This is a genomic window from Methylobacterium sp. J-072 (genome assembly GCF_022829425.1).
GTDB lineage: Bacteria > Pseudomonadota > Alphaproteobacteria > Rhizobiales > Beijerinckiaceae > Methylobacterium.
Map to the genome: position 1 here is coordinate 97,861 of NZ_JAKSYK010000195.1, position 22,076 is coordinate 119,936.

The 22,076-nt window shown below is 66.1% G+C and carries 17 protein-coding genes and 1 pseudogene; 9 read left to right on the forward strand and 9 right to left on the reverse strand.

Annotated features, from left to right (window positions below; translation table 11 throughout):
• Window positions 1–521: 521 nt before the first annotated feature.
• From moaA to MKK67_RS25385, 4 genes are read right to left on the reverse strand one after another with little or no spacing between them, the layout of a single operon-like run.
• A complete protein-coding gene (gene moaA / locus MKK67_RS25370) occupies window positions 522–1,541 on the reverse strand; it encodes a GTP 3',8-cyclase MoaA (RefSeq protein WP_243970754.1) in 1,020 nt (339 codons plus the stop codon).
• 1 nt (window position 1,542) lies between these two features.
• On the reverse strand, window positions 1,543–2,862 hold the full coding sequence (locus tag MKK67_RS25375; RefSeq protein WP_243970756.1) for an FAD-dependent oxidoreductase: 1,320 nt from the start codon (window positions 2,860–2,862) through the stop codon (window positions 1,543–1,545).
• Window positions 2,859–3,164: a ferredoxin family protein gene (locus MKK67_RS25380; protein WP_243970759.1), complete on the reverse strand. Its 306-nt coding sequence runs from the start codon at window positions 3,162–3,164 to the stop codon at window positions 2,859–2,861. Before MKK67_RS25380 ends, MKK67_RS25375 begins: the two co-directional genes overlap by 4 nt.
• Before the next feature lie 45 nt (window positions 3,165–3,209).
• Window positions 3,210–5,336 (reverse strand): molybdopterin-dependent oxidoreductase, encoded by a 2,127-nt coding sequence (locus MKK67_RS25385; RefSeq protein ID WP_243970761.1) that lies wholly within the window; start codon window positions 5,334–5,336, stop codon window positions 3,210–3,212.
• 211 nt (window positions 5,337–5,547) lie between these two features.
• On the opposite strand from MKK67_RS25385, the gene MKK67_RS25390 reads away from it, so the two are divergent.
• The 3 genes from MKK67_RS25390 (at window position 5,548) to MKK67_RS25400 (ending at window position 7,674) form a co-directional block, all read left to right on the forward strand.
• Window positions 5,548–6,057, forward strand: coding sequence for a hypothetical protein (locus MKK67_RS25390; protein ID WP_243970763.1), 510 nt, complete (start codon window positions 5,548–5,550; stop codon window positions 6,055–6,057).
• A 72-nt stretch (window positions 6,058–6,129) separates the two neighbouring features.
• Window positions 6,130–6,432, forward strand: coding sequence for a helix-turn-helix transcriptional regulator (locus tag MKK67_RS25395; protein ID WP_243970765.1), 303 nt, complete (start codon window positions 6,130–6,132; stop codon window positions 6,430–6,432).
• A gap of 351 nt (window positions 6,433–6,783) precedes the next feature.
• Window positions 6,784–7,674 (forward strand): transporter, encoded by an 891-nt coding sequence (locus tag MKK67_RS25400; protein WP_243970767.1) that lies wholly within the window; start codon window positions 6,784–6,786, stop codon window positions 7,672–7,674.
• Window positions 7,675–7,772: 98 nt separating this feature from the next.
• On the opposite strand, the pseudogene MKK67_RS25405 reads toward MKK67_RS25400, so the two are convergent.
• Window positions 7,773–8,687: pseudogene (locus tag MKK67_RS25405) on the reverse strand (IS481 family transposase).
• A 5-nt stretch (window positions 8,688–8,692) separates the two neighbouring features.
• Between MKK67_RS25405 and MKK67_RS25410 the strand changes: the two are divergent.
• Window positions 8,693–10,279, forward strand: coding sequence for a transposase (locus MKK67_RS25410; RefSeq protein WP_243970770.1), 1,587 nt, complete (start codon window positions 8,693–8,695; stop codon window positions 10,277–10,279).
• 523 nt (window positions 10,280–10,802) lie between these two features.
• Here MKK67_RS25410 and MKK67_RS25415 read toward each other — a convergent pair.
• The gene (locus MKK67_RS25415; protein ID WP_243970772.1) at window positions 10,803–11,402 is read right to left on the reverse strand and encodes a TetR/AcrR family transcriptional regulator; all 600 of its coding nucleotides are present in this window, start codon (window positions 11,400–11,402) and stop codon (window positions 10,803–10,805) included.
• A gap of 88 nt (window positions 11,403–11,490) precedes the next feature.
• Here MKK67_RS25415 and MKK67_RS25420 point away from each other — a divergent pair, with 88 nt between their 5' ends.
• Both MKK67_RS25420 and MKK67_RS25425 read left to right on the forward strand, forming a co-directional pair.
• A complete protein-coding gene (locus tag MKK67_RS25420; protein ID WP_243970774.1) occupies window positions 11,491–12,750 on the forward strand; it encodes an efflux RND transporter periplasmic adaptor subunit in 1,260 nt (419 codons plus the stop codon).
• A 119-nt stretch (window positions 12,751–12,869) separates the two neighbouring features.
• Window positions 12,870–16,064 (forward strand): efflux RND transporter permease subunit, encoded by a 3,195-nt coding sequence (locus tag MKK67_RS25425; RefSeq protein ID WP_243970776.1) that lies wholly within the window; start codon window positions 12,870–12,872, stop codon window positions 16,062–16,064.
• Window positions 16,065–16,201: 137 nt separating this feature from the next.
• Here MKK67_RS25425 and MKK67_RS25430 read toward each other — a convergent pair whose 3' ends face one another.
• Window positions 16,202–17,335 (reverse strand): aldo/keto reductase, encoded by a 1,134-nt coding sequence (locus MKK67_RS25430; RefSeq protein ID WP_243970778.1) that lies wholly within the window; start codon window positions 17,333–17,335, stop codon window positions 16,202–16,204.
• A 97-nt stretch (window positions 17,336–17,432) separates the two neighbouring features.
• Here MKK67_RS25430 and MKK67_RS25435 point away from each other — a divergent pair, with 97 nt between their 5' ends.
• Complete coding sequence (locus tag MKK67_RS25435) at window positions 17,433–18,326, forward strand: LysR family transcriptional regulator (protein ID WP_243970780.1); 894 nt, start codon at window positions 17,433–17,435, stop codon at window positions 18,324–18,326.
• Window positions 18,327–18,495: 169 nt separating this feature from the next.
• Here the strand turns inward: MKK67_RS25435 and MKK67_RS25440 are convergent, their stop codons facing one another.
• Together MKK67_RS25440 and MKK67_RS25445 are read right to left on the reverse strand one after the other, a co-directional pair.
• Window positions 18,496–19,092 carry an NADPH-dependent F420 reductase gene (locus MKK67_RS25440; protein ID WP_243970782.1) on the reverse strand — a complete coding sequence of 199 codons (597 nt, stop codon included), beginning with the start codon at window positions 19,090–19,092 and terminating at the stop codon, window positions 18,496–18,498.
• A gap of 66 nt (window positions 19,093–19,158) precedes the next feature.
• Window positions 19,159–19,893, reverse strand: coding sequence for an SDR family NAD(P)-dependent oxidoreductase (locus MKK67_RS25445; protein ID WP_243970784.1), 735 nt, complete (start codon window positions 19,891–19,893; stop codon window positions 19,159–19,161).
• A 274-nt stretch (window positions 19,894–20,167) separates the two neighbouring features.
• Between MKK67_RS25445 and MKK67_RS25450 the strand changes: the two genes are divergently transcribed.
• Window positions 20,168–21,007: a LysR family transcriptional regulator gene (locus MKK67_RS25450; protein WP_243970786.1), complete on the forward strand. Its 840-nt coding sequence runs from the start codon at window positions 20,168–20,170 to the stop codon at window positions 21,005–21,007.
• 80 nt (window positions 21,008–21,087) lie between these two features.
• On the forward strand, window positions 21,088–22,068 hold the full coding sequence (locus tag MKK67_RS25455; RefSeq protein WP_243970789.1) for a hypothetical protein: 981 nt from the start codon (window positions 21,088–21,090) through the stop codon (window positions 22,066–22,068).
• Window positions 22,069–22,076: the final 8 nt, after the last annotated feature.

A 22,076-nucleotide genomic window follows, 5' to 3' on the forward strand; every position in this document is an offset into this window, starting at 1 on the left:
CCTTTGCCCCCTCTTGCTGGTGTCACCAGAGTGTCACCACAGATTGGGGCATTCGGGAATAACGGCGGGATCTCTGGTAAACATCAGGGATGAAAAAACACCCCGATATCAGAGTTTTAGCTAATCCCAACAAACTGGGGTATCCCCGGGCAAACCAAGCATGTTAATCCTCCGAAGGCAAAGGTCACACGTTCGAAACGTGTCTGGCGCGCCAAAACCCATACCCTTCGGAACAGAACTGCGAACCACCGCCGTCTGAAATCGACGAGAGGCGGGCAGTAACCCGATGTGAGCTGAATAAGAATCGTGTCTGCTTCGCACCTATCTCGGTCGTGCAGCTAGTCAGTCAATGTCTTTAAATCAAATATCTCCGTCTAAAATATTAGGTTTTTCTGATAACTAGGTTGTAGGTGCGGTCTATAAAATTAATTTAAATAATTGATTATGGCGGACACCGTAATAAATCCCTCAATCAAATATAACGCTAGCCGCCATCGGCATCTCGATGCGGCCAAGTTGCATTACCCACCGGTCTCGGACATCGTTCGTGTGATTTGGGGCGGCGTGCCTCGCCGGAGAACGAAATCGTGGCCCTTCGGTTTCCGGCCCAGCGCCTGATCGATGACGCGCACGACATCGTCGTCGCTGCCGCCAACCCGAAGTATCGCCCTCAGGTCGGTCGCATCGTCCTGCCCCAGACATGTATAGAGGGTCCCGGAAGCTGTGACTCGCACGCGGTTGCAATCCGCGCAGAAATTGTGGGTGTGCGGGGTGATGAAGCCGATCAGGCCGCCGGTCTCCGCGATCCGGGCGTAGCGGGCCGGACCGCCGGTGCGCATCGGGACGTCGACCAGCGTCCAACGCTGTTCGATCTGCCGGCGCAGGGCATTGAGGGGCAGGTACTGGTCGAGGCGGTCGGCACCGATATCGCCGAGCGGCATGGTTTCGATCAGGCTCAGCGCCATGTCCCGCTCGTGCGCAAAGGCGATGAGATCGTGGATCTCGTGCTCTGTCCCATCCTTCAGAGCGACTGCGTTGAGCTTGACCGCAAGACGCGCAGCACGGGCCGCCGCGATTCCGTCCAGCACCTGAGCGAGCGAGCCGCCGCGGGTCAGTGTCCGGAATCGCTCAGGGTCGAGGGTGTCGAGCGAGACGTTGATCCGGCGGACCCCCCTTCGGGCCAAATCCTCGGCGAAGCGGGGCAATTGCGTTCCGTTCGTCGTCAGGGTCAGTTCGTGCAGCGAACCGTCCCGGAGCGGCTCGGAGAGCGCCTTGAACAGATCGAGGATTCCCTGTCGGACCAACGGCTCGCCACCGGTGATGCGCAGCGTGTCGATGCCGCGGGCGATGAACAGCCGCGCGAGCCGGGCCAGCTCCTCCAGGCTCAGGATGTCCCGCCGGGATCGAAAGCTCATGTCCTCCGACATGCAGTAGACGCAGCGCAGGTCGCATCGGTCGGTGACGGAGAGGCGCAGATAGGTCACGCGGCGTCCGAAGCCGTCGATGAGCCCGCAGGTCCGGGCCTGCGTCTGCGCGGCCATCTCAGGCCGCCTCGCCCGCGATTGCCAGCATCTCGGCGCGCGTGACGAATTTCTCGCGCGGCTTGCCGGCGGCCTGACCGCGAGCCAGTTCGGCGGCCTCGATCCGGCGCCACGCTGCGTAGTCGATGGTGCACCCGCTCCGGTTCGCGAGATTGGCCACCAGCGCGTCCGCGTTCCCGATCGGAGCCGGCAGAGCCGCGAGGTCGTCGAGCACGGCTGCTGCCGTCTCGACGCCGCAGGCGCGGTTCGTCCCGATCGTGCCGTGGGGCCCGCGCTTGCTCCAGCCGCAGGCGTAGAGGCCGGGCATCGTCACGCGGTCCGCATGGATCCGGCCACCGAGATTGGCATGAACGCCCACCTCCGCATCATAGGGTACACCCGGCATCGACGCGGTCCGCCGTCCGATGCTGGAGATGACGAGGCCGCACTTCAGCGCGATGGTTTCGTCCGAGGCCGGTCGACACAGGTGGAGTCGCTCGACATGGCCGTCCCCGGCGAGCTGTCGCGGCTCAAGGCCGAAGCGGATCAGGCAGCGCCGCGGCTGGCCGGTGTCCCGGCTGGCCTCCGCGAAGGCGCGCAGGATCTCGGCATTGGCGCGCGCTTCAACGCCTGCTTCAGCCGGCGGTTTCGCTACGCCTCCCGGGAGGTCGTCGGGGTCGAGGCCGGTGCTGCACGCGGCGAGATCGCCGAACTCAGCCAGCTCCTTCGGGGAGAAGCGAGCGCGCTCGACGCCCCCGCGCCCGACGATCTGCACTTCCCGGATGCGGCTCTCGGCCAAAGCGTCCAGCGCATGGGCGGCGATGTCGGTGTGGCGCAACTCGTCGGGGGTCTTGAGCAGGATACGCGCGACGTCGAGCGCGACGTTGCCATGGCCGATCACCACCGCGCGCTCGGTCGAGAGGTCGAAGGCCAGCCTGGCGGCGTCGGGGTGACCGTTATACCAGCCGATGAAAGCGCCCGCCTGATGGCTTCCGGCCAGATCCTCGCCGGGGATGTTCATCCGCCGGTCGAGAGAGGCCCCGTTCGCCAGGATCACGGCGTGGTAGCAGGCCCCGAGTTCGGCGACGCTCACGTCGACGCCAACCTCGACGCCTCCGACGAAGCGGAAGCCGGGCAGGCCGGCGATCCGGTCGAACACTGCGGTCACCTGCTTCAGCTTCGGGTGGTCCGGCGCGACACCGAACCGGACGAGCCCGAACGGAGCGGGCAGGCGCTCGAACAGGTCGACCGCCACCGGTACACCGGAGCGCAGCAGCGCCTCCGCTGCATAGAAGCCCGCCGGGCCGCTCCCGACCACCGCGATACGATGCGGCGCGCTCATGAGGCCAGCCGCTCCGCCCGCTCATCCGCGCCGGGCAGCGGCGGGAGCTTGGCGTTCACCACCGGGGTCTCGGCGGCGCGCAGCCGGTTGATCTCGACCCATCCGGCCTTGTCCGCCGGCATCTGCCAGGACGGATGGATCGCACGCACCGGGCAGATCGGCGCGCAGCCGCCGCAATCGATGCAGTTCTCGGGATCGATGTAGGTCATCTCCTCGTCGAGATGGAAGCACTCGACCGGGCAGACGGTAACGCACTCGGTGTAGCGGCAGCCACGACAGGAATCCGTGACGACATAGGCCATGTCGGTCTCACCTCAGCTGATACGAAATGGGGGACGCGGAGGCTGTCAGGCGGCGGCCACGTCCACGAGCATGTCGGAGAAGGTCGGGGCGTGGCCGAGATCGGCGAAGGCCGACGGCGTCAGGGCGTGGACGGTCGGCCCGCGCTGGTTGGAGCGCTGCCAGAAGCCCGCCGGAGCGACGACCACCCCGCGCATCACGTCGGGTGAGAGCGTCGCGAAGGCCTCGAACGTGCCGCGGTCGTTAAACACGCGGATCGGTGTTCCCGCCGCGATGCCGCGCGGCCCGGCATCGTCCGGGTGCAGCAGCACCGCCTGCTGCTCGCTCGCCTGCGCGACCTGAGCCGGCAGGTTGCCGTAGTTCGAGTTCATGAACGCGTGGCTCTTGGGCGAGATCAGGCTGAGCGGGAAGCGCGCGGCGAGGGCGGGCGCGGTGCGCGGGCTCTCGTTCGGGGGCAGGTAGTGCGGCAGCGGATCGACCGGCTCGCCCGACTGGCCGCCACCGTAGCCCTGGCGGAACAACGGCGCGACGAAGTTGCCGCCTGCGGCCAGGCTCGACTTGAACTCGCACTTGCCGGAGGCGGTCGGGAAATTGCCGTCGCGATGGGGCGCCCAGGCATCGGCCGCGTCCATGGTCAGGCGCATGTAGCCCTTCTGCTTCAGCTCCTCGAGGGTGATGCCGGCCAGCACCGGGCTCGACCAATCCATCGCGTCCGCGATCATCGCGTCGTCGGACCGGAAGAAGAACGGATCTTCGATTCCGAGCGCCTTGGCGAGCCGGCGGAACAGCTCGGTGTTCGGCACAGCCTCGCCGAGCGGGGCGATGGCCGGGTTGTTATAGGACAGGTACAGGTGCCCCCAGGAGAACATGATGTCCGCCTGTTCGAGCTGGGTGGTGGCCGGCAGCACGATGTCGGCGTAGCGCGCGGTGTCGGTCAGGAAGTGCTCGCTCACGACCGTGAACAGGTCCTCGCGCGCCAGCCCGCGCTCGATCGTCTGCTGCTGCGAGACCATCGCCATCGGGTTGGCGTTGTAGACGAACAGCGCGCGGATCGGTGGATCGAGGGGTATCTCGCCGGCCAGCGCCGGTCCGAGCCGCCAGGAATTGATCACCCGCATCGTCTCGGGCTGGAGGTCGGGCCGCATCAGGCCGGGCCAGTTCACAGGGAAGGCCCAGATCGGCAGTTGCAGCAGGCCGCCGCCGACATGCTTCCAGGCTCCGATCAGCGCCGGCAGACAGGCGATCGCCCGGACGGTCTGGCCGCCACCCGCATGGCGCTCCACCGCCACGCCGATCCGCACCACCGCCGGCGGCGTCGTGGCGTATTCCCGGGTCAGCTTGAGAATGTCCTCGACTGGAATGCCGGTCTCCGCCGAGGCGAATTCCGGGGTGTAGGCCTCGCACCGCTCGGCGAGCTCGTCGAACCCGATCGTATGCCGGTCGATGTAGTCGCGGTCGGTCAGCCCTTCCTTGATGATGATGTGCATCATCGCCAGCGCCAGCGCGCCGTCGGTGCCGGGGCGGATCGGGATGTGCCAGTCCGCCAGCCGCGCCGTGCGGGTGCGGACCGGATCGATCACCACGAGCTTGGCGCCGTTGCGCTTGGCCTGCTCGATGAACGGCCAATGGTGCGAGTTGGTGCTGAGCGTGTTGCAAGCCCACAGAATGATGTACTTCGCGTGGACGAAGCTCTCGGGATCGACGCCCGGCGTATGGCCGATCGTCATCATGTAGGCGGTGCACGAACCGGAATCGCAGAAGGTGCGCTCGCAGACGCTGGCGCCGAGCTTGTTGAACAGCGGATCGCCGACGTTGAGGCCGTTGATGATGCCCTGGGTGCCGAGATAGCTGTAGGGCAGGATGGCTTGAGCGCCGCTCTCGGCGATGATCGCCTTCCAGCGGCCGGCGATCTCGTCCAGCGCCGCGTCCCAGCTGATCCGGGCGAACTGGCCGCTGCCCTTCGGGCCGACGCGTCGCATCGGGTAGAGCAGGCGTTGGTCGCTGTAGACCCGGTTCTGGTAGTCGTTGACCTTCACGCACAGGCGCCCCTTGGTGAAGGGATGGTCCGGGTTGCCCCGCACCGCGATCGCCTTGCCATCCTCCACGGTCGTCAGGATCGAGCAGGTGTCGGGGCAATCGTGCGGGCATGCGCCGATGACGACTTCGCGGGCCATATCCATCCTCCGGTTGACCAAGTCTCGAACAGGAGGGGATCGTGCCAACGATTGAGGCGGCGGGCTTTATCGCGACCTGCGGCTTCGTATTCCTGAATTGCGGTCCTTGGGCCGCCGGACGCGGCGCTCCTCCGCAAGCCCTGAGGCGCGCTGGCGCAGGTCGTGCATCCGAACGGGAACCGTTTTAGCGTCCGAGGGGGGATGACCAGGCATGCTGGGGCATTCGGTCGACAAATACGTGACCGGACGGCTGCTCGACACGTCGAACCGCTTGCGCTGGTCGCACCTGCACGCCGAGCGCTGGAGCCATATGCCGGGCGAGCTTCCGGCCCTCACCCCGCACGATACCGAGATCGCCATCCTGCTGCGCGGCCGGACCTTCGTCGAACGGGTCGGCAACGGCCGCCGCCAGCAGACCCACGGTCATCGCGGCACGGTCTGGCTCTGCCCGGCCGGCATCGAGGAGGAGTATGTCAACATCTCCGATCCGATGCTCGACTGCCTGCACATCTTCCTGCCGGGCCGCCCGTTCGCGGAGACCCTGCTGCGCGACCTCGACATCGACCCGGCCCGGGTCGAACTGCGCTACGAGGTCATCGCGCAGGATCCCTTCATCGAGCATGTCGCCGGCCGGATCATCGAGGAGATGGACGACGAGAGTGCGGCCGGACGGCTTCTCATCGAGTCGCTCGGTGTCGCGCTCGCCGCCCATCTCGTGTAGCGCTATTCGGCCGCGAACGTCCTGCGTAAGGAGAGCGCCGACAAGCCGCTCGACCGGCGGCGTCTCGAGCGGGTGGAGGACTTCATTGCGGCTCACCTATTCGAGGATTTCGCGGTCGCCGACCTCGCGGCGGCGGCCTGCATGAGCGTCGCGCACTTCACCCGAAGCTTCCGCGCGGCGACCGGGCGGACGCCCTACGAGTATGTGAGCGGGCGCCGCCTCGATCTCGCCAAGCACCGGCTGCTGACGGAGGATACCCAGATCGCCGAGATCGCGGCGGCGACCGGGTTCTCGTCGCAGGCGAACTTCACCCGCGCCTTCCGGAACACGATGGGCGTGACCCCGGCCCAGTTGCGCGCCTCCGCGCAGAGATAGGCGGCGCGCCGCGCGCCGGAGGGGCCTGCGCCGAGCGGTCAGATCCCTCGACGGGCTGCGGAGCGGCCCAAGCGGCGGAGGCCGGCTCCCTCCAGGCGCGGATGCATCATGCCGTGCGCCTCCAGCCTCTTCCAAGACGGGACCGCCCGTCCTCCACGCGCTGTGCGCCCGGTCCCTGCGAAAGCCGGCCGCATTCGTCAGCCACCGATCACGCGAGCCGATCCACCGCCGCACCGCCGGCTTCCGCAGGAATCGAACACTGAAAGACGTTTGCGGATAACGACCGCAGGCGGAAAATCCGGAAGCTTCCTCTCAAGAACTCCCGACATCAGGACCGGGAGCGAGGGGCGCATGATGAGCATCAAATCTGGACTGAGCCTGATCACGGCCGCACTCGGTGCGTGCATGAGCTTTTCCGCCGAGGCTATTGAGATCAATCCCGGGGACAATGAACAGTTTCCGGTCGGATCGACAATCGGGCTGCTCTATTACCAATACGGCTACGGCAACGAGTCCTACGCGCGGGGTACGAAGACGACTTCCGATGCGAAGCTAGACACGAATGTCGGCATCATCCGCCTTCTGCACGTCTATGAAGTCGCTCCGGGGGTGACGCTCGACCCGCAATTCCTCCTCCCCGTCGGCGCGATCTCAACCGGCGGCGTGCTGGCGCCCCTTGGATCGCCGGGCGGCGTAGGCGACCTCATTCTGGCGGCCCCGTTCAAGTTCAAGCTCGACACCGCCTTCAACGACGTCTTCGCCATTACCCCGTATCTCGTCGCGCCGACCGGGAGCTACGACCCGACCCGATCGCTGAACTTCGGCGCCAATCGCTGGCAAGGACTCCTTCAGGCGGGCTATATCAAGCACTTCGATCCGGCATGGTCGCTCGACCTGACCGGCGACGTCACGTTCTACTCTGACAACACCCGCTACAATTTCGGCGGCCTCGGGCGACTCTCGCAGGATCCGCAATTCGAGTTGCAGGCCTATCTGCGGTACAAGATCGATCCGGTCCTGGAAGTCGCGGGCGGCCTGGGCGGCAAGATCGGCGGCAACCAATCTTTCCGGCAGGTCTCGCTCCGAAATTCTCAGGGAACGATGTATGGCCGCCTCGGGGTCGCCTACTTCCCGGAGCCGACTTTCCAGATCCAGGCCATGATCGGCCGGGATCTCACCGTCGAGAACGGAACGAAGCAGGCGACCTTCGTTCAGTTGCGGCTTGCCAAGATCTTTCCCTAGAGCTGTTCCTGATCGCGTTGCAATCGGGCTCGACTCTAAGTCTTTGATTCAACGCGCTCGCTTGCGCCGAACCGGTATCCACTTCGGCGGCGAGCGCTCTAGTTGTGGAGCCTCAAGAGGTTGTTCATCGGCAGGCGAAGTCGGCTGATGGGTGGCATGAATTGTAGGCTGCCGTGCGGGCGATGCCAGTTGTAGTTATGGAGCCACGGTTCGAGGGCGGCTTTTCGGTGTTCCGATGTAGGGTATGGGCGGGCATAGGCCCATTCTCGCAATGATGTCTGGACGAAGCGCTCGGCCTTGTTGGTTTTTGGGGTGTAGGGCCGGGTGCGGATGTGCTTGAGGCCGAGGGCTTTGCAGGCATCGCGGAAGGCGAAGCTTTTGTAGCAGGCGCCATTGTCGGTCATCGCGCGGGTGACAGTGACGCCGAGGCTTTGATAATAGGCGACGGCGGCGTGCAGGAAGGCGATGGCGCTTTCCTTTTTCTCGTTGGCGAGCACCTAGCTGAACGCGATGCGCGAGTGGTCGTCGATGCAGACGTGGACGAACTCCCAGCCGATGCCCCGTGCGTTCGACTGGCCGGTACGATCCCCTGTGATGCGGTGTCCGACGCGGTCGAATCGACCGAGCTTCTTCATGTCGATGTGGATGAGTTCGCCTGGGTGGTCCCGCTCGTAGCGGCGAACGGGCTCGGGTGGATCGAGGTCGCGTGCGCGGCTCAGCCGTGCCTCGCGCAGGATGCGGCTGACGGTGGCAGGCGAAAGCGCCAGCATGGCGGCAATCTGCTTGCCGCACAGCCGCTGGCGGCGCTGTACGACGACCTGCTCGACGACATCGGCAGCAGTGGCCCGGGGTATCCGGTGCGGGCGCGAGCTGCGATCAGCGAGACCAGCGGCACCCTCGGTCCGGTAACGCGCCAGCCACTTGGCGACGGTACGATACGAGACCCCCAGTGTAACTGGGGCAGATATCCGGGCGGTGGGGTTTTGCGGTTTGGCCGTGGCGTGATTCAACACCCGGCATGGCGCTGCCGGATCCCGATGGCCTGGATGCCCTCTCGCTGAGCGAACTTCGCGGGCTGGTCGTCGCCCTGATCGGTCAGGTTCGCGCCTTGACGGACGAGAACCGGGCTTTGCGCGACGAGGTCGCGCGGCTGAAGGGTTTGCCACCGCGGCCGCCGACGCGGCCAACCCCGTCCGGGATGGAGAGGGCGAGCGAGCGGGCGCAGGCCAAACCGGGCCGGCGGCGGCGTGGGCCGGTGCACGAGCGGAGCGTGATCACACGCGAGGTGGTACTCAAGGCCGCCGTTCCGGCAGGCTCGCGCTTCAAGGGCTACGAGGATGTCGTGGTGCGCGATCTCGTGCTGGAAGCGACGGTGATCCGCTACCGGCGCGAGCGCTGGTCCACGCCGTCGGGGATGAGCGTCGTGGCCGCGCTGCCACCCGGGATCGTCGGCGGGTTCGGGCCGCATCTGCGCCGCTTCCTTCTGGCGGCTCATGTCCAGGGGCAGGTCACGAGCGAGCGCTTGACGGCGATGCTGTCCGGGCTCGGCCTGATGATCTCCAAGCGGCAGGTGGTCCGCCTCCTGAGCGGCCCGCTCGATCCATTCATCGCCGAGGAGCAGGCGGTGCTGCGCGCGGGCTTGGCGAGCGCGGCCTGGATCAGCGTCGACGACACCGCCGCCCGGCACGCGCGGACTGACGGCGTGACCACGCAGATCGGCGATGCACGCTTTACGGCGTTCCGCACCACCGCGTCCAAGTCCCGCCTGAACTTCCTCGCGTTGCTGCGAGCTGGCCACGGCGACTTCGTCGTCAACGACGCGGCGCTCGCCTACATGCGTACGCGCGCGCTCGCCGGGCCGTTCCTGGCGGCGCTCGCCGCTCACCCGGTCAAGGTCTTTGCCGATACCCCGGCCTGGCAGGCGCATCTCACCGCCCTCGGCTTCGATGCGCGCGCCGTCACGCCCGACCCGGTGCAGGTCGCCACTGAAGGCGCGCTGTGGGGTGCGATCCGGCATCACGGCCTGATGCCCGACACGGTCGTGGTCTCGGATGGGGCCGGTCAGTTCCGGGTCGGCACGCACGCGCTGTGCTGGGTTCATGCCGAGCGCCTCGTCCATGCGCTGGTCCCGACGACCGCCGCCCAACGCAAGGCCATCGCGCTCACCCGCACCCTGATCTGGTGGTTCTACGCCGACCTGAAGGCTTGGGTCCGCGCGCCTTGCCCCAAACGAGCCCGCGCCCTGCGCGCCCGCTTCGACCGGATCTTCACACGCCGCACCGGCGCAGTGATGCTCGATCGGCTGCTCGCCCGCCTGCACCAGCACAAGGCCGCGTTGCTGCGCGTGCTGGAGCGGCCCGAGATCCCGCTCCACACCAACGGCTCGGAGAACGACATCCGCGCGTGCGTGACCAAGCGGAAGATCTCCGGCGGGACGATGAGCGAGGCCGGCCGCATCGCCCGCGACGTCATGCTCGGCCTGATGAAGACCTGCGCCAAACTCCGTGTCTCGTTCTTCCGCTACCTCGGCGACCGCCTCGGAATTCCAGACGGTGACGCGATCCCGCCCCTCCCAGACCTCGTCAGAAACGCCGCAACGGTCTGAACGCCCGGATATCTGCCCCGGTTACACCCCCAGTGCGGCCGCGACCGCACTGGGGGTCTTGTGCATCGTCATCACACGCCGGACCATCTCGGCTCGACTGTACAGTGTGGTTCGGGCATTCTTGTGAATGTTCATCCGGTCGTTCCTCGCAAGCTGACATGTCGCAACATCAGTCTTGCGCGGTCACACCGGATGAACAAACTCTTGAAAGCTCACATCTAGTCAATCCGCCGACCTCCGACGAGCGGCACAAAATTCCACAGGTCCGCACTGGCTGAAACGGTCACGTGCAATCTCCTGCAGTCTATACATTAAAACAATTTAAAACGGGCCGGCGGCTTTCGGCCAGATGCCGCCGTTGCAGATAGTCTGCATGAGCGTTTGTGATGGGTGAAAAGGAGGATGGCAGCTCTTGGAAATGCTAGAGCAGGAAGCAGGCATCGCCTGTATTTGCGAGCCATCGGGCGGCCTGCAGTCTTAGGATTGGGGCAGGCGTCAAGTACCACCGCGATTTTCCGATGGGCTAGGTCTGTCCGCTCCTGGCAAAGGCGTTGAGCGAGACGGACGCCACCGCGCGCAAGGCGTCCCGATTGGCACCAGACGACGCCATGACCCCCATGCCAGAGGCGACCGTCGACAGGAACCGCGCCAGCGCCACGGGGTCGGCATCAGTCGGGAGATCGCCGTCCTCCTTGGCCGAGACGAAGCGCCCGAGGAGCTCCGTCTCCGTCTGCGCCCGACGCGACGCCAGCTCGAACGGGATGTTCTCCGAACCGGCGCCACAGGCGAGGCCACCCTGGACCAAGAGGCAGCCGGGCGGATTGGCCGGGTCGGTATGGCTCTCGGCGATGCTACTCAGGAAGCGTTCCGCCACATCGCGCGCGGTGGGACCGGCGAGCACGTAGCGCATGTGCTCGGATCGTCGCAGCGCGTAGCGGTCGAGAGCCGCTTTGAGCAGCCCCTCCTTGCTGCCGAAGGCCGCGTACAGGCTCGGCGCCTTAATACCCATCGCCTTCGTCAGCATGGCGAGGCTCGCGCCGTCGTAGCCGTGGCGCCAAAACACCTCCATCGCCTCGTCGAGGGATTTGTCCATGTCGAAGGACCGGGGCCGCCCCATCACCATCGTCTGCAGGCTCCAACTTTTATATCGAGTGGTAGATAAGTCTCTTGACGCCAGACGTCCATGCCGACATGTGTAGCGTGCTCTACAAATGTCGGAGTCGGTCGTGAACCCTGCGCCTCATTCTCCTCCTACCCGTTCCGGTCTCGGGCGCAGCCTCACTGCGGGTGTCGCCCTCGCCCTGCTGGCAGGGGCCTCCGTCCAGCTCATCCCATCCCTGACGGCTCGCGGGACGGAGGCGGTCGCGGCCCCGACGCCGGCCGAGCAGGCGATGCCGGTGCCGGTCGCGACCGTTGTCCCTCGGGCGGTCGTGATCTGGGACGAGTTCTCTGGACGTCTCGAGGCCGTCGACCGGGTCGACGTCCGGGCGCGCGTCGGAGGCGCGATCCAGGCCACGCACTTCACCGAGGGCGAACTCGTAAAACCGGGCGATCTGCTGGTGACCATTGATCCGGCACCCTACGCTGCTGAGGTACAGCGTCTGGAGGCGCAGGTCGCCGGTGCCGAGGCTCGCGTTGCCCTGACCGCGAGCGATCTGGAGCGCGGGCAGCGGCTGTCGGGCCAACAGATCGTCACGGCGCGCGACCTCGACGTGCGCTCCAATGCATTCAAGGAAGCCAAGGCGAGCCTTGATGCGGCGAAGGCGACGCTAGAGGCGGCGCGGCTGAACCTCAGCTACACCGAGGTTCGAGCAGCGGTCGGCGGCCGCGTCGGACGCCGCGAGATTACGCCGGGCAACCTCGTCGCCACGGGTGCGGGTGCGGCTGTGCTGACCACCCTTGTCTCGGTCGATCCCGTCTATGCCAGCTTCGACGCGGACGAGACCGTCGTCCTCAAGGCGCTGGCTTCGCTCGCCGAATCATCGGGCAAGCGCGGCAAACTCGATCGTATCCCGGTCGAGATGCTCACTGCCGACGGCGTTCGAGCAAGCGGGCATCTCCAGTTCATCGACAACAAGGTCGATGCGCGCAGCGGCACCATCCGGGTCCGCGCCAGCTTCGCCAACGGCGACGGTCATCTCATCCCCGGCCAGTTTGCGCGCATGCGCCTTGGTCAGGCCACGCCGCAATCGCTGCTCCTCGTGGACGAGCGGGCGGTTGGCACGGATCAGGACAAGAAGTTCGTGCTCGTGGTCGGGGCGGATGACCGCGCCGAGTTCCGTGCCGTCACCCTCGGCCGGTCCGTCGACGGTCTCCGCGTCGTGACCTTGGGCCTGTCCGGCGGTGAGCGCATAATCGTCAACGGCTTGCAGCGGGTTCGCCCAGGAATGCTCCTGCGGTCCGAGCCTGTCACCATGGGCGCTCGGCCACAAGACGCCGCATCCGCCGCACGCCAGCTCGCCCAGCGCTGACAGCCGGCTCCGTACGCATCCCTGATCGACCATCGTTCAAGGCGGCCGCCTCGCGACCGCCCTCTCTCGCTGCGCGCAGTCCCACACCGCGCGATCTCTCTCGCCCCCAGGTGAGCGGCATGAATTTCTCGAAATTTTTCATCGACCGGCCGATCTTCGCGGGCGTGCTCTCGATGCTCATCTTCATCATGGGCCTGATCTCGCTCTTCGCGATGCCAATCTCCGAGTATCCGGACGTGGTGCCGCCCTCGGTCGTCGTGCGCGCGACCTTCCCGGGCGCCAATCCGAAGGTCATCGTCGAGACGGTTGCGACGCCGATTGAGGAACAGATCAACGGCGTCGAGGGCATGCTCTACATGTCGAGCCAGGCCACGACCGACGGCATCATGACGCTCACCGTCACGTTCCGCCTCGGCACCGACCCCGACAAGGCGCAGCAGCTCGTCCAGAACCGCGTCTCGCAGGCCGAGCCGCGCCTGCCTGCGATCGTGCGTCAGCTTGGCATCGTTACGGTGAAGTCCTCGCCGGACCTGACGATGGTGGTGCACCTCGTCTCTCCGAACGGGCGCTACGACATGACGTACCTGCGCAACTATGCAGTGCTGAACATCAAGGACCGGCTCGCCCGTCTCGACGGTGTTGGCCAGGTGCAACTCTTCGGCTCAGGCGACTATTCCATGCGCATCTGGCTCGATCCGCAGAAGACCGCCGAGCATGGGCTGTCGGCTGGCGACGTGGTGCGCGAGATCCAGGCCCAGAACGTCGAGGCGGCGGCCGGCGTCATCGGCGCCTCGCCGGCGATCCCGGGGCTCGACTTCCAATTGTCGCTCAACGCCGAGGGGCGGCTGACCAGCGAGGAGCAGTTCGGCGACATCGTCGTCAAGACCGGGGCCGACGGGGAGATCACCCGCCTGCGCGACGTCGCCCGGATCGAGCTCGGGGCCTCCGACTACGCCCTACGCTCGCTCCTCGCCAACAAGTCCGCCGTCGCCCTGCCGATATCCCAGTCGCCCGGATCCAACGCGATCCAGATTTCCGACGAGGTCCGAAGGACCATGGCCGAGATCAAGCTGAACATGCCCGAGGGCGTCGACTACGAGATCGTCTACGATCCGACGCAGTTCGTGCGCGCCTCCATCGAGGCGGTCATCCATACACTGCTGGAAGCGATCGCCCTCGTCGTCGTCGTGGTGATCCTCTTCCTGCAGACGTGGCGGGCCTCGATCATCCCGCTGCTCGCAGTGCCGGTCTCCATCGTCGGCACCTTCGCGGTGATGCACGCCTTCGGGTTTTCGATCAACGCGCTGAGCCTGTTCGGCCTTGTGCTCGCCATCGGCATCGTCGTCGACGACGCCATCGTGGTGGTCGAGAACGTCGAGCGGAACATCGAGCGCGGCCTGTCGCCGCGAGAGGCTAGCTACCAGGCCATGCGCGAGGTCTCTGGACCGATCATCGCCATCGCGCTGGTGCTCGTCGCGGTGTTCGTGCCGCTCGCCTTCATCAGCGGCCTCACGGGTCAGTTCTACAAGCAATTCGCCCTCACCATCGCGATCTCGACCGTCATCTCGGCCGTCAATTCGCTGACCCTCTCGCCGGCCCTCTCGGCGCTTCTCCTCAAGGACCACCACGCCCCCAAGGACCGGCTGACTCGGATCCTCGACGGGCTGCTCGGCTGGTTCTTCCGACGCTTCAACCGCCTCTTCGGGCGGGCCTCGGACGGATACGGGCGCGGCGTCGGCATCGTCGTATCTCGCAAGGCGACGATGATGGTGCTCTACCTCGTCCTCGTCGGGTTGACTGTGGTGCTGTTCCGCCAGATCCCCGGCGGCTTCGTGCCGGGCCAGGACAAGCAGTACCTCGTCGGCTTCGCGCAGCTTCCCGACGGTGCCACGCTCGACCGGACCGAGGAGGTGATCCGCCGTATGAGCGAGATCGCCCTGAAGGAGCCCGGAGTCGAGAGCGCCGTCGCCTTCCCGGGCCTTTCCATCAACGGCTTCACCAACAGCTCGAACTCGGGGATCGTGTTCTCGACCCTGAAGCCCTTCGAGGAGCGCCGCTCGCCGGCCCTGAACGGCGGCGCCATCGCGCAGTCGCTCAACAAGAAGTTCGCCGCGATCCCCGAGGCCTTCATCGCGATGTTCCCGCCGCCGCCCGTCAACGGCCTCGGCACCATCGGCGGCTTCAAGCTCCAGATCGAGGACCGTGCCGGCCTCGGTTACGAGGCGCTCAACGACGCGACCAAGGCCTTCCTGGCGAAGGCAGCGCAGGCGCCCGAACTCGCGGGTCTGTTCTCCAGCTTCCAGATGAACGTGCCGCAGCTCTTCGCCGACATCGACCGGACGAAGGCGCGCCAGCTCCGGATTCCGGTCACCGACGTGTTCGACACGCTGCAGATCTATCTCGGCTCGCTCTACGTCAACGACTTCAACCGGTTCGGCCGCACCTACTCGGTTCGGGTCCAGGCCGACGCGCCCTTTCGCGCCCGCTCTGACGACATCGGCGCGCTGAAGGTGCGGGCGGGCTCGGGCGAGATGGTGCCGCTCGCGGCCCTCCTGCATGTCCGGCAGACGGCCGGCCCGGAGCGTGCCATGCGCTACAACGGCTTCCTCTCCGCCGACATCAACGCCGGCGCAGCACCGGGCTACTCGTCGGGCCAAGCCCAGGCGGCGGCCGCCCGCATCGCGGCCGAGACCCTGCCGCGGGGGTTCGCCTTCGAGTGGACGGACCTGACCTATCAGGAGTTCATCGCGGGCAACTCGGGGATGTGGGTGTTTCCGCTTGCGTTGCTCCTGGTCTTCCTCGTGCTCGCCGCCCAGTACGAGAGCCTGGCGCTGCCGCTCGCCATTCTGATGATCGTGCCGATGGGCCTTCTGGCTGCAATGTTCGGCGTCTGGCTCTCGGCGGGCGACAACAACGTCTTCACCCAGATCGGCCTGATCGTCCTCGTCGGCCTCTCGGCCAAGAACGCGATCCTGATCGTCGAATTCGCCCGCGAACTGGAATTCGCCGGTCGCTCCCCGCTCCAGGCCGCCATCGAGGCGAGCCGCCTACGGCTGCGCCCGATCCTGATGACTTCGATGGCCTTCATCATGGGCGTCCTGCCCCTGGTGACGGCCACCGGTGCCGGCTCCGAGATGCGCAGCGCCATGGGCGTCGCCGTCTTCTCCGGCATGATCGGCGTCACCGCCTTCGGGCTCTTCCTGACGCCGGTGTTCTACGTCCTGTTGCGCCGCCTCAGCGGCAACCGGCGGCTCAAGCAGCACGGTGGCCCCGCGCCGCTCGCCCACCAGGACCGGATTGCGGAGGCGGCCTAGCAGCAGCCGATCGCCGTTGCGACCGGCAGCCCCGCGGGGACCGGCGTTGCGGAAGGCGCCTGGGGACGGAGAGGTACCATCGCTCGTCCGTCCCCTGGACCATGAACGCGGCCCTTCAGCAGGAGCTGCCGAGGGCGTCAGCTTGTCAGACTCGGCCCCTCCGTCGGTGCGTGGACCTGGCTGCCCCCGAAGACAACCTGCCGCCGCAGCGCTGGCCGGGACAAAGCATAGATGAGGCGCGGCTCGTTCGGCGCGCTGGCGGCGTCAAGGGCGGCGCGGTGCTCGGGCGATAGCACGAGTTCGAGCGCAGCGATGTTGTCGGCGACTTGCGCCGGCCGGCTCACCCCCATCAGTGTCGCGGCCACACCCGGTCGTCCGACCACCCAGGCGAGCGCAACGCGCGCCGGCGATTGCCCGATCGCCCCCGCCACCCGGCGCACTCCTTCGACGATGTCCCAGTTGCGCGGCGTGAACAGGCTGTCGCCGAACGGGTTGGCTCCATCGAGCCGCTTGTCGTCGGCAGGCCGCGCCTCACCCGACTGCGCCGCATCCTTCGGCAGGCCGCCCGCACGCGGCGCTGCCGCTTCAACCGTCGCGCGGTCGTACTTGCCGCTCAGCAGCCCGTAGGCCAGCGGCGACCACGGCACCATGCCCAAGCCGAACTCGGCGGCGAGCGGGATGTGCTCGTCCTCCACCTCCCGGTTCACCAGCGAATAGAAATACTGCAACGCGATCGGCCCCGGCAGGCCACGCATCGCCGCCAGCGTCGCGAGCTTGGCGACGTACCAGGCGGGCGTGTTCGACAGGCCCCAGTACCGGACCTTACCAGTGCGCACGAGACCGGCCATGGTCTCCAGTAGTTCCTCGGCCGGCGTGATCCCGTCCCAGACGTGCACCCAGTAGAGATCGACGTAGTCGGTCCGCAGGCGACGCAAGGAGCCTTCCAGCGCTGCGTGGATGTGCTTGGCCCCGTTTCCGCCAGCATGCGGCCCCTTGCCCGTGGCGAACCCCGACTTCGTCGCGAGGACGATCCGGTCGCGCAGTCCGCGCTCGCTGATGAAGCGACCGAGCATCGCCTCGCCCTCACCGCCCGCGTACACGTCGGCCGTGTCCACGAAGTTGCCACCCCGCTCCAGATAGGCGTCGAATACCGCTCTGCTGCCGACCTCGTTCAGCCCCCAGCGTGCGGTGCCGAAGGTCATGGTGCCGAGCGCGAGCGGACTGACCGCGAGACCGGAGCGGCCGAGCGTACGGTAATGTGTGAGGTCCATTGCTGCATATCCCTGCTGATACCAGACGAGGATAGCGCTGCTCTCGGAGAGTGATTAGCCTGAAACATCGGCATGGGTTTGTGAGCGGGCTTCAGGAATGCGACGAGGTACGCTCGATGATCTCGCGGCCTTCGCGGCGGTGGCGCGCACCCGCAGCTTCACGCGTGCGGCGGCCGAACTCGGCCTGTCGCCTTCGGCGCTCAGCCACGCCATACGAGGCCTGGAGGAGCGGCTCGGAGTCCGGCTGCTCGCGCGTACCACGCGCAGCGTCGCTCCGACGCCAGCGGGCGAGCGCCTGATGCGTTCGTTGGCCCCGGCGCTGGCGGAGATTGAGTGCGGGCTTGCAGCGCTGGCGGACTGGCGCGGCGCGCCGTCCGGTGCGCTGCGGCTGACGACCTTCTCCTCGGCCGCGCGCCGCGTACTCGACCCGGCCCTGCCGCGCTTCCTCCTCGATCATCCGGCCGTCTCCGTCGAGGTCGTCGTCGACGATCGCCTCACCGACATCGTCGCGGCCCGGTTCGATGCCGGCATCCGCTTCGGCGAGACGGTCGAGCGCGACATGGTGGCGGTGCGCCTGGGACCGGACCTGCGCACCGTAGTAGTCGGCACGCCCGCCTACTTCACGCACCATCCGCGACCCGAGACGCCGGCTGATCTGGAGGCGCACAACTGCGTCAACTATCGGCTGGTCGGCGGGGGTGGATTGCTCCCCTGGGAGTTCTCGCGCAACGGTCAGGACATGCGTGTGCGCGTAGGCGGCCAACTCACCGCCAACGATGCGGCCCTCTCGGGCGCCGCCGTGCGGGCCGGTGCCGGGCTCGGCTACATGCTGGAGGATGACGTCGTGGACGACATCGCAGCAGGCCACCTCGTACAGGTTCTGACGGACTGGTGCACGCCATTCCCCGGTTACCATCTCTACCATCCGAGCCGGCAGGCAACACCGGCACTTCGTGCGTTGATCGACGCCGTGCGTTGGGTCGGAGCATGATCCGTTCGGGTCGGGCTCGATTGAATGTCCCCCCTAACCGCTTTTTTTTGGCGGTCTTGCCCGGTACCAGCTCGATTGCTTTTCGGTATTCGAAGAGATTGGTGGAACGACGACGTTGTATCGAAAGCATCCTTTCTGTGCCCCATGGCGTAGCCATGGTGGCTATCTGTCAGTCTAATCTGACTAGGTCCTTGAAGATCAATCGACCCCATTCGCTTCCGCGCGCCTGAACGAGCAGTCCACCTTCGGATAATCCGCCGAGCTTGATCGGGGCAAAACCGAGACGCTCCGCAAGCATACCGATGGCGTTTGAGGCGTCCTCGTCGTCGCTCGCCAGGAACACCACCCGCCTTCCTCCCGGCGTGACCGGATTCCGCTCAAGGACGGACGCGCCGAGGTGGTTGAAGCCCTTGACCAGTCTCGCACCCGCGAATGACCGAGCCACGACCTTGGAGTAGGGCTGCCCGTTCAGCTCCTCGGGAGGTACGCGGGTGTTGGTCACGTCGACGATGGTCTTTCCTCGCCAGCTCGATAGAGCCTTCGCGACGTCCGGATGAGCTTCGAAGCGAACGGCCAGGAAGATGACGTCCGCCCTGACGGCTTCCGCCAGCGTCTTAGGAGTTATTTGGGGGCCGATCGCCGCCGCGTCGGATGCGAAGCTTTCCGGGTCGCGCGTCGTCGCAACGGAGACTTCGATGCCGTTGCGGGCGAATGCCTTGGCTAAGGCCTGGCCGATCTTGCCGAAGCCGATGATCGCGTAGTTCATGAATATTCCTCATGGTCGAGCCCAGCGAACCCTGGATGACTGGATGAAGCGATTGTGGAAGTCGCGTCAGAGTTGCGCCAAGCCGCCGTCCACGGCGACCTCGCTCGCTGTCATGAAGCTGCTGTCCGAGGACGCGAGGAAGGCGGCCACCGCCCCGATCTCGGTCGGATCGGCCATGCGCTGGAGTGGGGTCATCGCGGCGAAAGCCTTCTGGCCTTCCTCGCCCAGCGCTTCCTTCGCGAGTTCGGTCGCCGTCGCACCGGGCGACAGCACGTTGACCCGGATGTCGGTCCCCTTCAGGTCTTCAGCCCAGGTCCGCGCGAGGTTGCGGACAGCCGCCTTGCTCGCGCTGTAGGCGCTGAAGGCCGGAGCGCCCGTGGTGCCGGCGCTCGATCCGGTCAGGATGATCGAGCCGCCCTTGCCCATCAGCGGCAGTGCCTTTTGGACCGTGAAGATCGTGCCCTTCACTTCGGTGTCGAAGGTCTCGTCGACGTGCTCGGCGGTGATCTGGCCGAGGGCTAGGGGGCTCCCGGGCCCGGCATTGGCGAAGACGATGTCGACGGAGCCTCGCTCGGCCTTCACCGCCGCGTAGAGGCGGTCGAGATCGGCTTCGTCGGAGACGGAGCCTTGCACTGCCCGGGCGGTCGGCCCGAGTTCGGCCACGGTGGCATCGAGCACATCCTGCCGACGGCCGTAGATGAAGACGAAGGCCCCCTCCTCGACGAAGCGCTTCGCTGCCGCACGACCGATGCCGGTGGCGCCCCCCGTGATGACGGCGACCTTACCTTCGAGCTTACCCATGACGTCTCCTTCCGGACTCCGTGTTCGGCTGGTCCGGGGAGAACCCGAGAGCCCCGACATGGGGCCGGGAAGGGTTGGGACGCGAGTACGGGAACCTGCACAGCACTGGTGCGAAAACGATCCGGTGCGTCTGAAGCCGTTAGCCTCTGAGGCGATCTGTGCAGTCCATGATGGGCTACAGCGCTCGTTTTCAGGTGCGGCGCGGGCATTGCCCGTTGCCCGACGTCACGAAAGGGGCTTCGATAATTCGCACTGCATGGTGCAGGATCGCACCATGATCGGTTGGGACGACATCCGCTATTTTCTGGTCGTTGCACGCGGAGGCTCGGTGCGAGGTGCCGCAGCCCGCCTTGGGGTGAACCACGCCACCGTGCTGCGGCGCGTCGCCCAGCTTGAGCAGGACCTCGGGGCTAAAATGTTCGAGAAGCTGCCCTCTGGGTACCGCCTGACGGAGGCGGGGGAGGAGGTTCTCGAACTCGCAAAGGAGATGGAGTCTTCATCCAACCGGCTGGAGACGCGCGTCCTCAGTCGTGATCAGGGTGTGCGCGGGCCTCTGCGGGTGACGATGGCCCCGACCCTTGCGACCCGCCTGCTCATGCCGGACCTGACCGAGTTCGCGCGCCTGCATCCCGATATTGAGATGGAGATCCAGTCCGCCGGCGAACTGGCCAACCTAACCAACCGGGAGGCCGACGTCGCGATCCGCGTTGTCTACGATCGTAAGACCCTGCCGCCCAACCTTCATGGCCTGAAGGGACCGGATCTGTTCGGGGGAGTTTACGTTTCCCGTGACCGGCTTGCTGCGTGGCGTGAGGGTGCGTCCGACGCCATTCGATGGATCGTGATCAGTGCCCATGGCATCCCTGACTGGGTCCGCGAGGGCGAGGCTCCTGCCACGGGCGTTTCGTTCAGGATCACGGACGGAGAGGCGCAGGTCGCGGCGGTGCAGCAAGGTATTGGGATGACGACGCTGCCGTGCTTCGTCGGAGATGCCGACCCACTCCTCGCCAGGGTACCCGGCTCTGCCCTGCACATGCATGGGACGCTTTGGATTCTGACGCAGGGGGAGACGCGCAAGACAAAGCGGGTGCGGCTTTTCATCGAATTTTTGTAACGCAGGCTTGCCGCCTATGCTCCGCTTCTCGCGGGTTCAACAGCCTCGAATGTTTGAGAAGCAAATGCGAGGAAAGTGGAGTGCTCAACACCCCGCCGCTGATGCTTGAAAGCATGCAATCTGCATCCGGCCTGTTGCTGTCACCCACAAGTTTGGGGAGGCTTACGCCCGCTTTCCGACAACGCAGCGCTCATCTCGTTCGGCCGTCTTGGGTCGGTAGGAGGCTGTCCGCTTTTTCGGCGGCCAACCTCCGAAGCAGCCATTCCGCTTTCGGCCAACCTGGTCCTTTCCAGCCCGATCAGGTCGCAGGCAAGCAGACCTTGCGAATGCAAGCGGCGACCGCCCGTTGTGGACATCCGGAAATCGCCGTATGCGCGACGGCGATGCCCAGGCGATCTCCTCGCACCATCCGGTACGATAGCCTCTTTGACGAGGTCAGCTTGCGGCTCCCGCTGTTCGAGGGCCTTTCTGCCGACAACATTCAACATCTCTCGGCGTTGGGATTCGGTCGCGGCTTCCTGACAGCCTCCCTCCGAGCCCGCTTGCGCAAAGCAGGATTTCGCGACCTATCTCATTTGGCTCAGTCTTCCCCGGACGAGATCGCTCGAGTCAGGAAGTTCGGACCGGTCCGGGTCGAGTTTATTCGGACTTTCATCCTCGATGAGATTGCACATTGGCTGCCGAGCGCATGTCAGACGCACGCAGTCGCGGCTACCAGGGAACGAAGGCTCGAGCTGCTGCGCGAAACGCAAATCGAACGTCTGGCACTGGATGCTGATAAAATCGCAGCGCTCGGTTTCGCTGGAGGCTCTTGTGCGGATATGGCCGGCCGTTCGCGCCACAACCTCCTCGGTACAGGAATCGTGACGCCCATCGATGTAGACCGTCTCGTCATGACGGTCGCCCGTTTTCTGGGAGCGTGCAGGACGATCACTCGTTGCCCCGTCGACGGGGCCAGGGAAGCGCTGTCAGCGGAAATGAAGACAATCGAGGGCCGTCGTGCCGCATTGCTGGCGGACCAGGATCGTGAATGGGAGGAGGCAGCTCCAGCCAGAGATTGACGTGGTGG

Bases quoted from the DNA above. Each gene is read 5' to 3' on its own strand.
- moaA (WP_243970754.1), bottom strand. From the start codon at position 1,541: ATGGCCGCGCAGACGCAGGCCCGGACCTGCGGGCTCATCGACGGCTTC.
- MKK67_RS25375 (WP_243970756.1), bottom strand. From the start codon at position 2,862: ATGAGCGCGCCGCATCGTATCGCGGTGGTCGGGAGCGGCCCGGCGGGC.
- MKK67_RS25380 (WP_243970759.1), bottom strand. From the start codon at position 3,164: ATGGCCTATGTCGTCACGGATTCCTGTCGTGGCTGCCGCTACACCGAG.
- MKK67_RS25385 (WP_243970761.1), bottom strand. From the start codon at position 5,336: ATGGCCCGCGAAGTCGTCATCGGCGCATGCCCGCACGATTGCCCCGAC.
- MKK67_RS25390 (WP_243970763.1), top strand. From the start codon at position 5,548: ATGCTGGGGCATTCGGTCGACAAATACGTGACCGGACGGCTGCTCGAC.
- MKK67_RS25400 (WP_243970767.1), top strand. From the start codon at position 6,784: ATGATGAGCATCAAATCTGGACTGAGCCTGATCACGGCCGCACTCGGT.
- MKK67_RS25410 (WP_243970770.1), top strand. From the start codon at position 8,693: ATGGCGCTGCCGGATCCCGATGGCCTGGATGCCCTCTCGCTGAGCGAA.
- MKK67_RS25415 (WP_243970772.1), bottom strand. From the start codon at position 11,402: ATGGTGATGGGGCGGCCCCGGTCCTTCGACATGGACAAATCCCTCGAC.
- MKK67_RS25420 (WP_243970774.1), top strand. From the start codon at position 11,491: ATGTCGGAGTCGGTCGTGAACCCTGCGCCTCATTCTCCTCCTACCCGT.
- MKK67_RS25425 (WP_243970776.1), top strand. From the start codon at position 12,870: ATGAATTTCTCGAAATTTTTCATCGACCGGCCGATCTTCGCGGGCGTG.
- MKK67_RS25430 (WP_243970778.1), bottom strand. From the start codon at position 17,335: ATGGACCTCACACATTACCGTACGCTCGGCCGCTCCGGTCTCGCGGTC.
- MKK67_RS25435 (WP_243970780.1), top strand. From the start codon at position 17,433: ATGCGACGAGGTACGCTCGATGATCTCGCGGCCTTCGCGGCGGTGGCG.
- MKK67_RS25440 (WP_243970782.1), bottom strand. From the start codon at position 19,092: ATGAACTACGCGATCATCGGCTTCGGCAAGATCGGCCAGGCCTTAGCC.
- MKK67_RS25445 (WP_243970784.1), bottom strand. From the start codon at position 19,893: ATGGGTAAGCTCGAAGGTAAGGTCGCCGTCATCACGGGGGGCGCCACC.
- MKK67_RS25450 (WP_243970786.1), top strand. From the start codon at position 20,168: ATGATCGGTTGGGACGACATCCGCTATTTTCTGGTCGTTGCACGCGGA.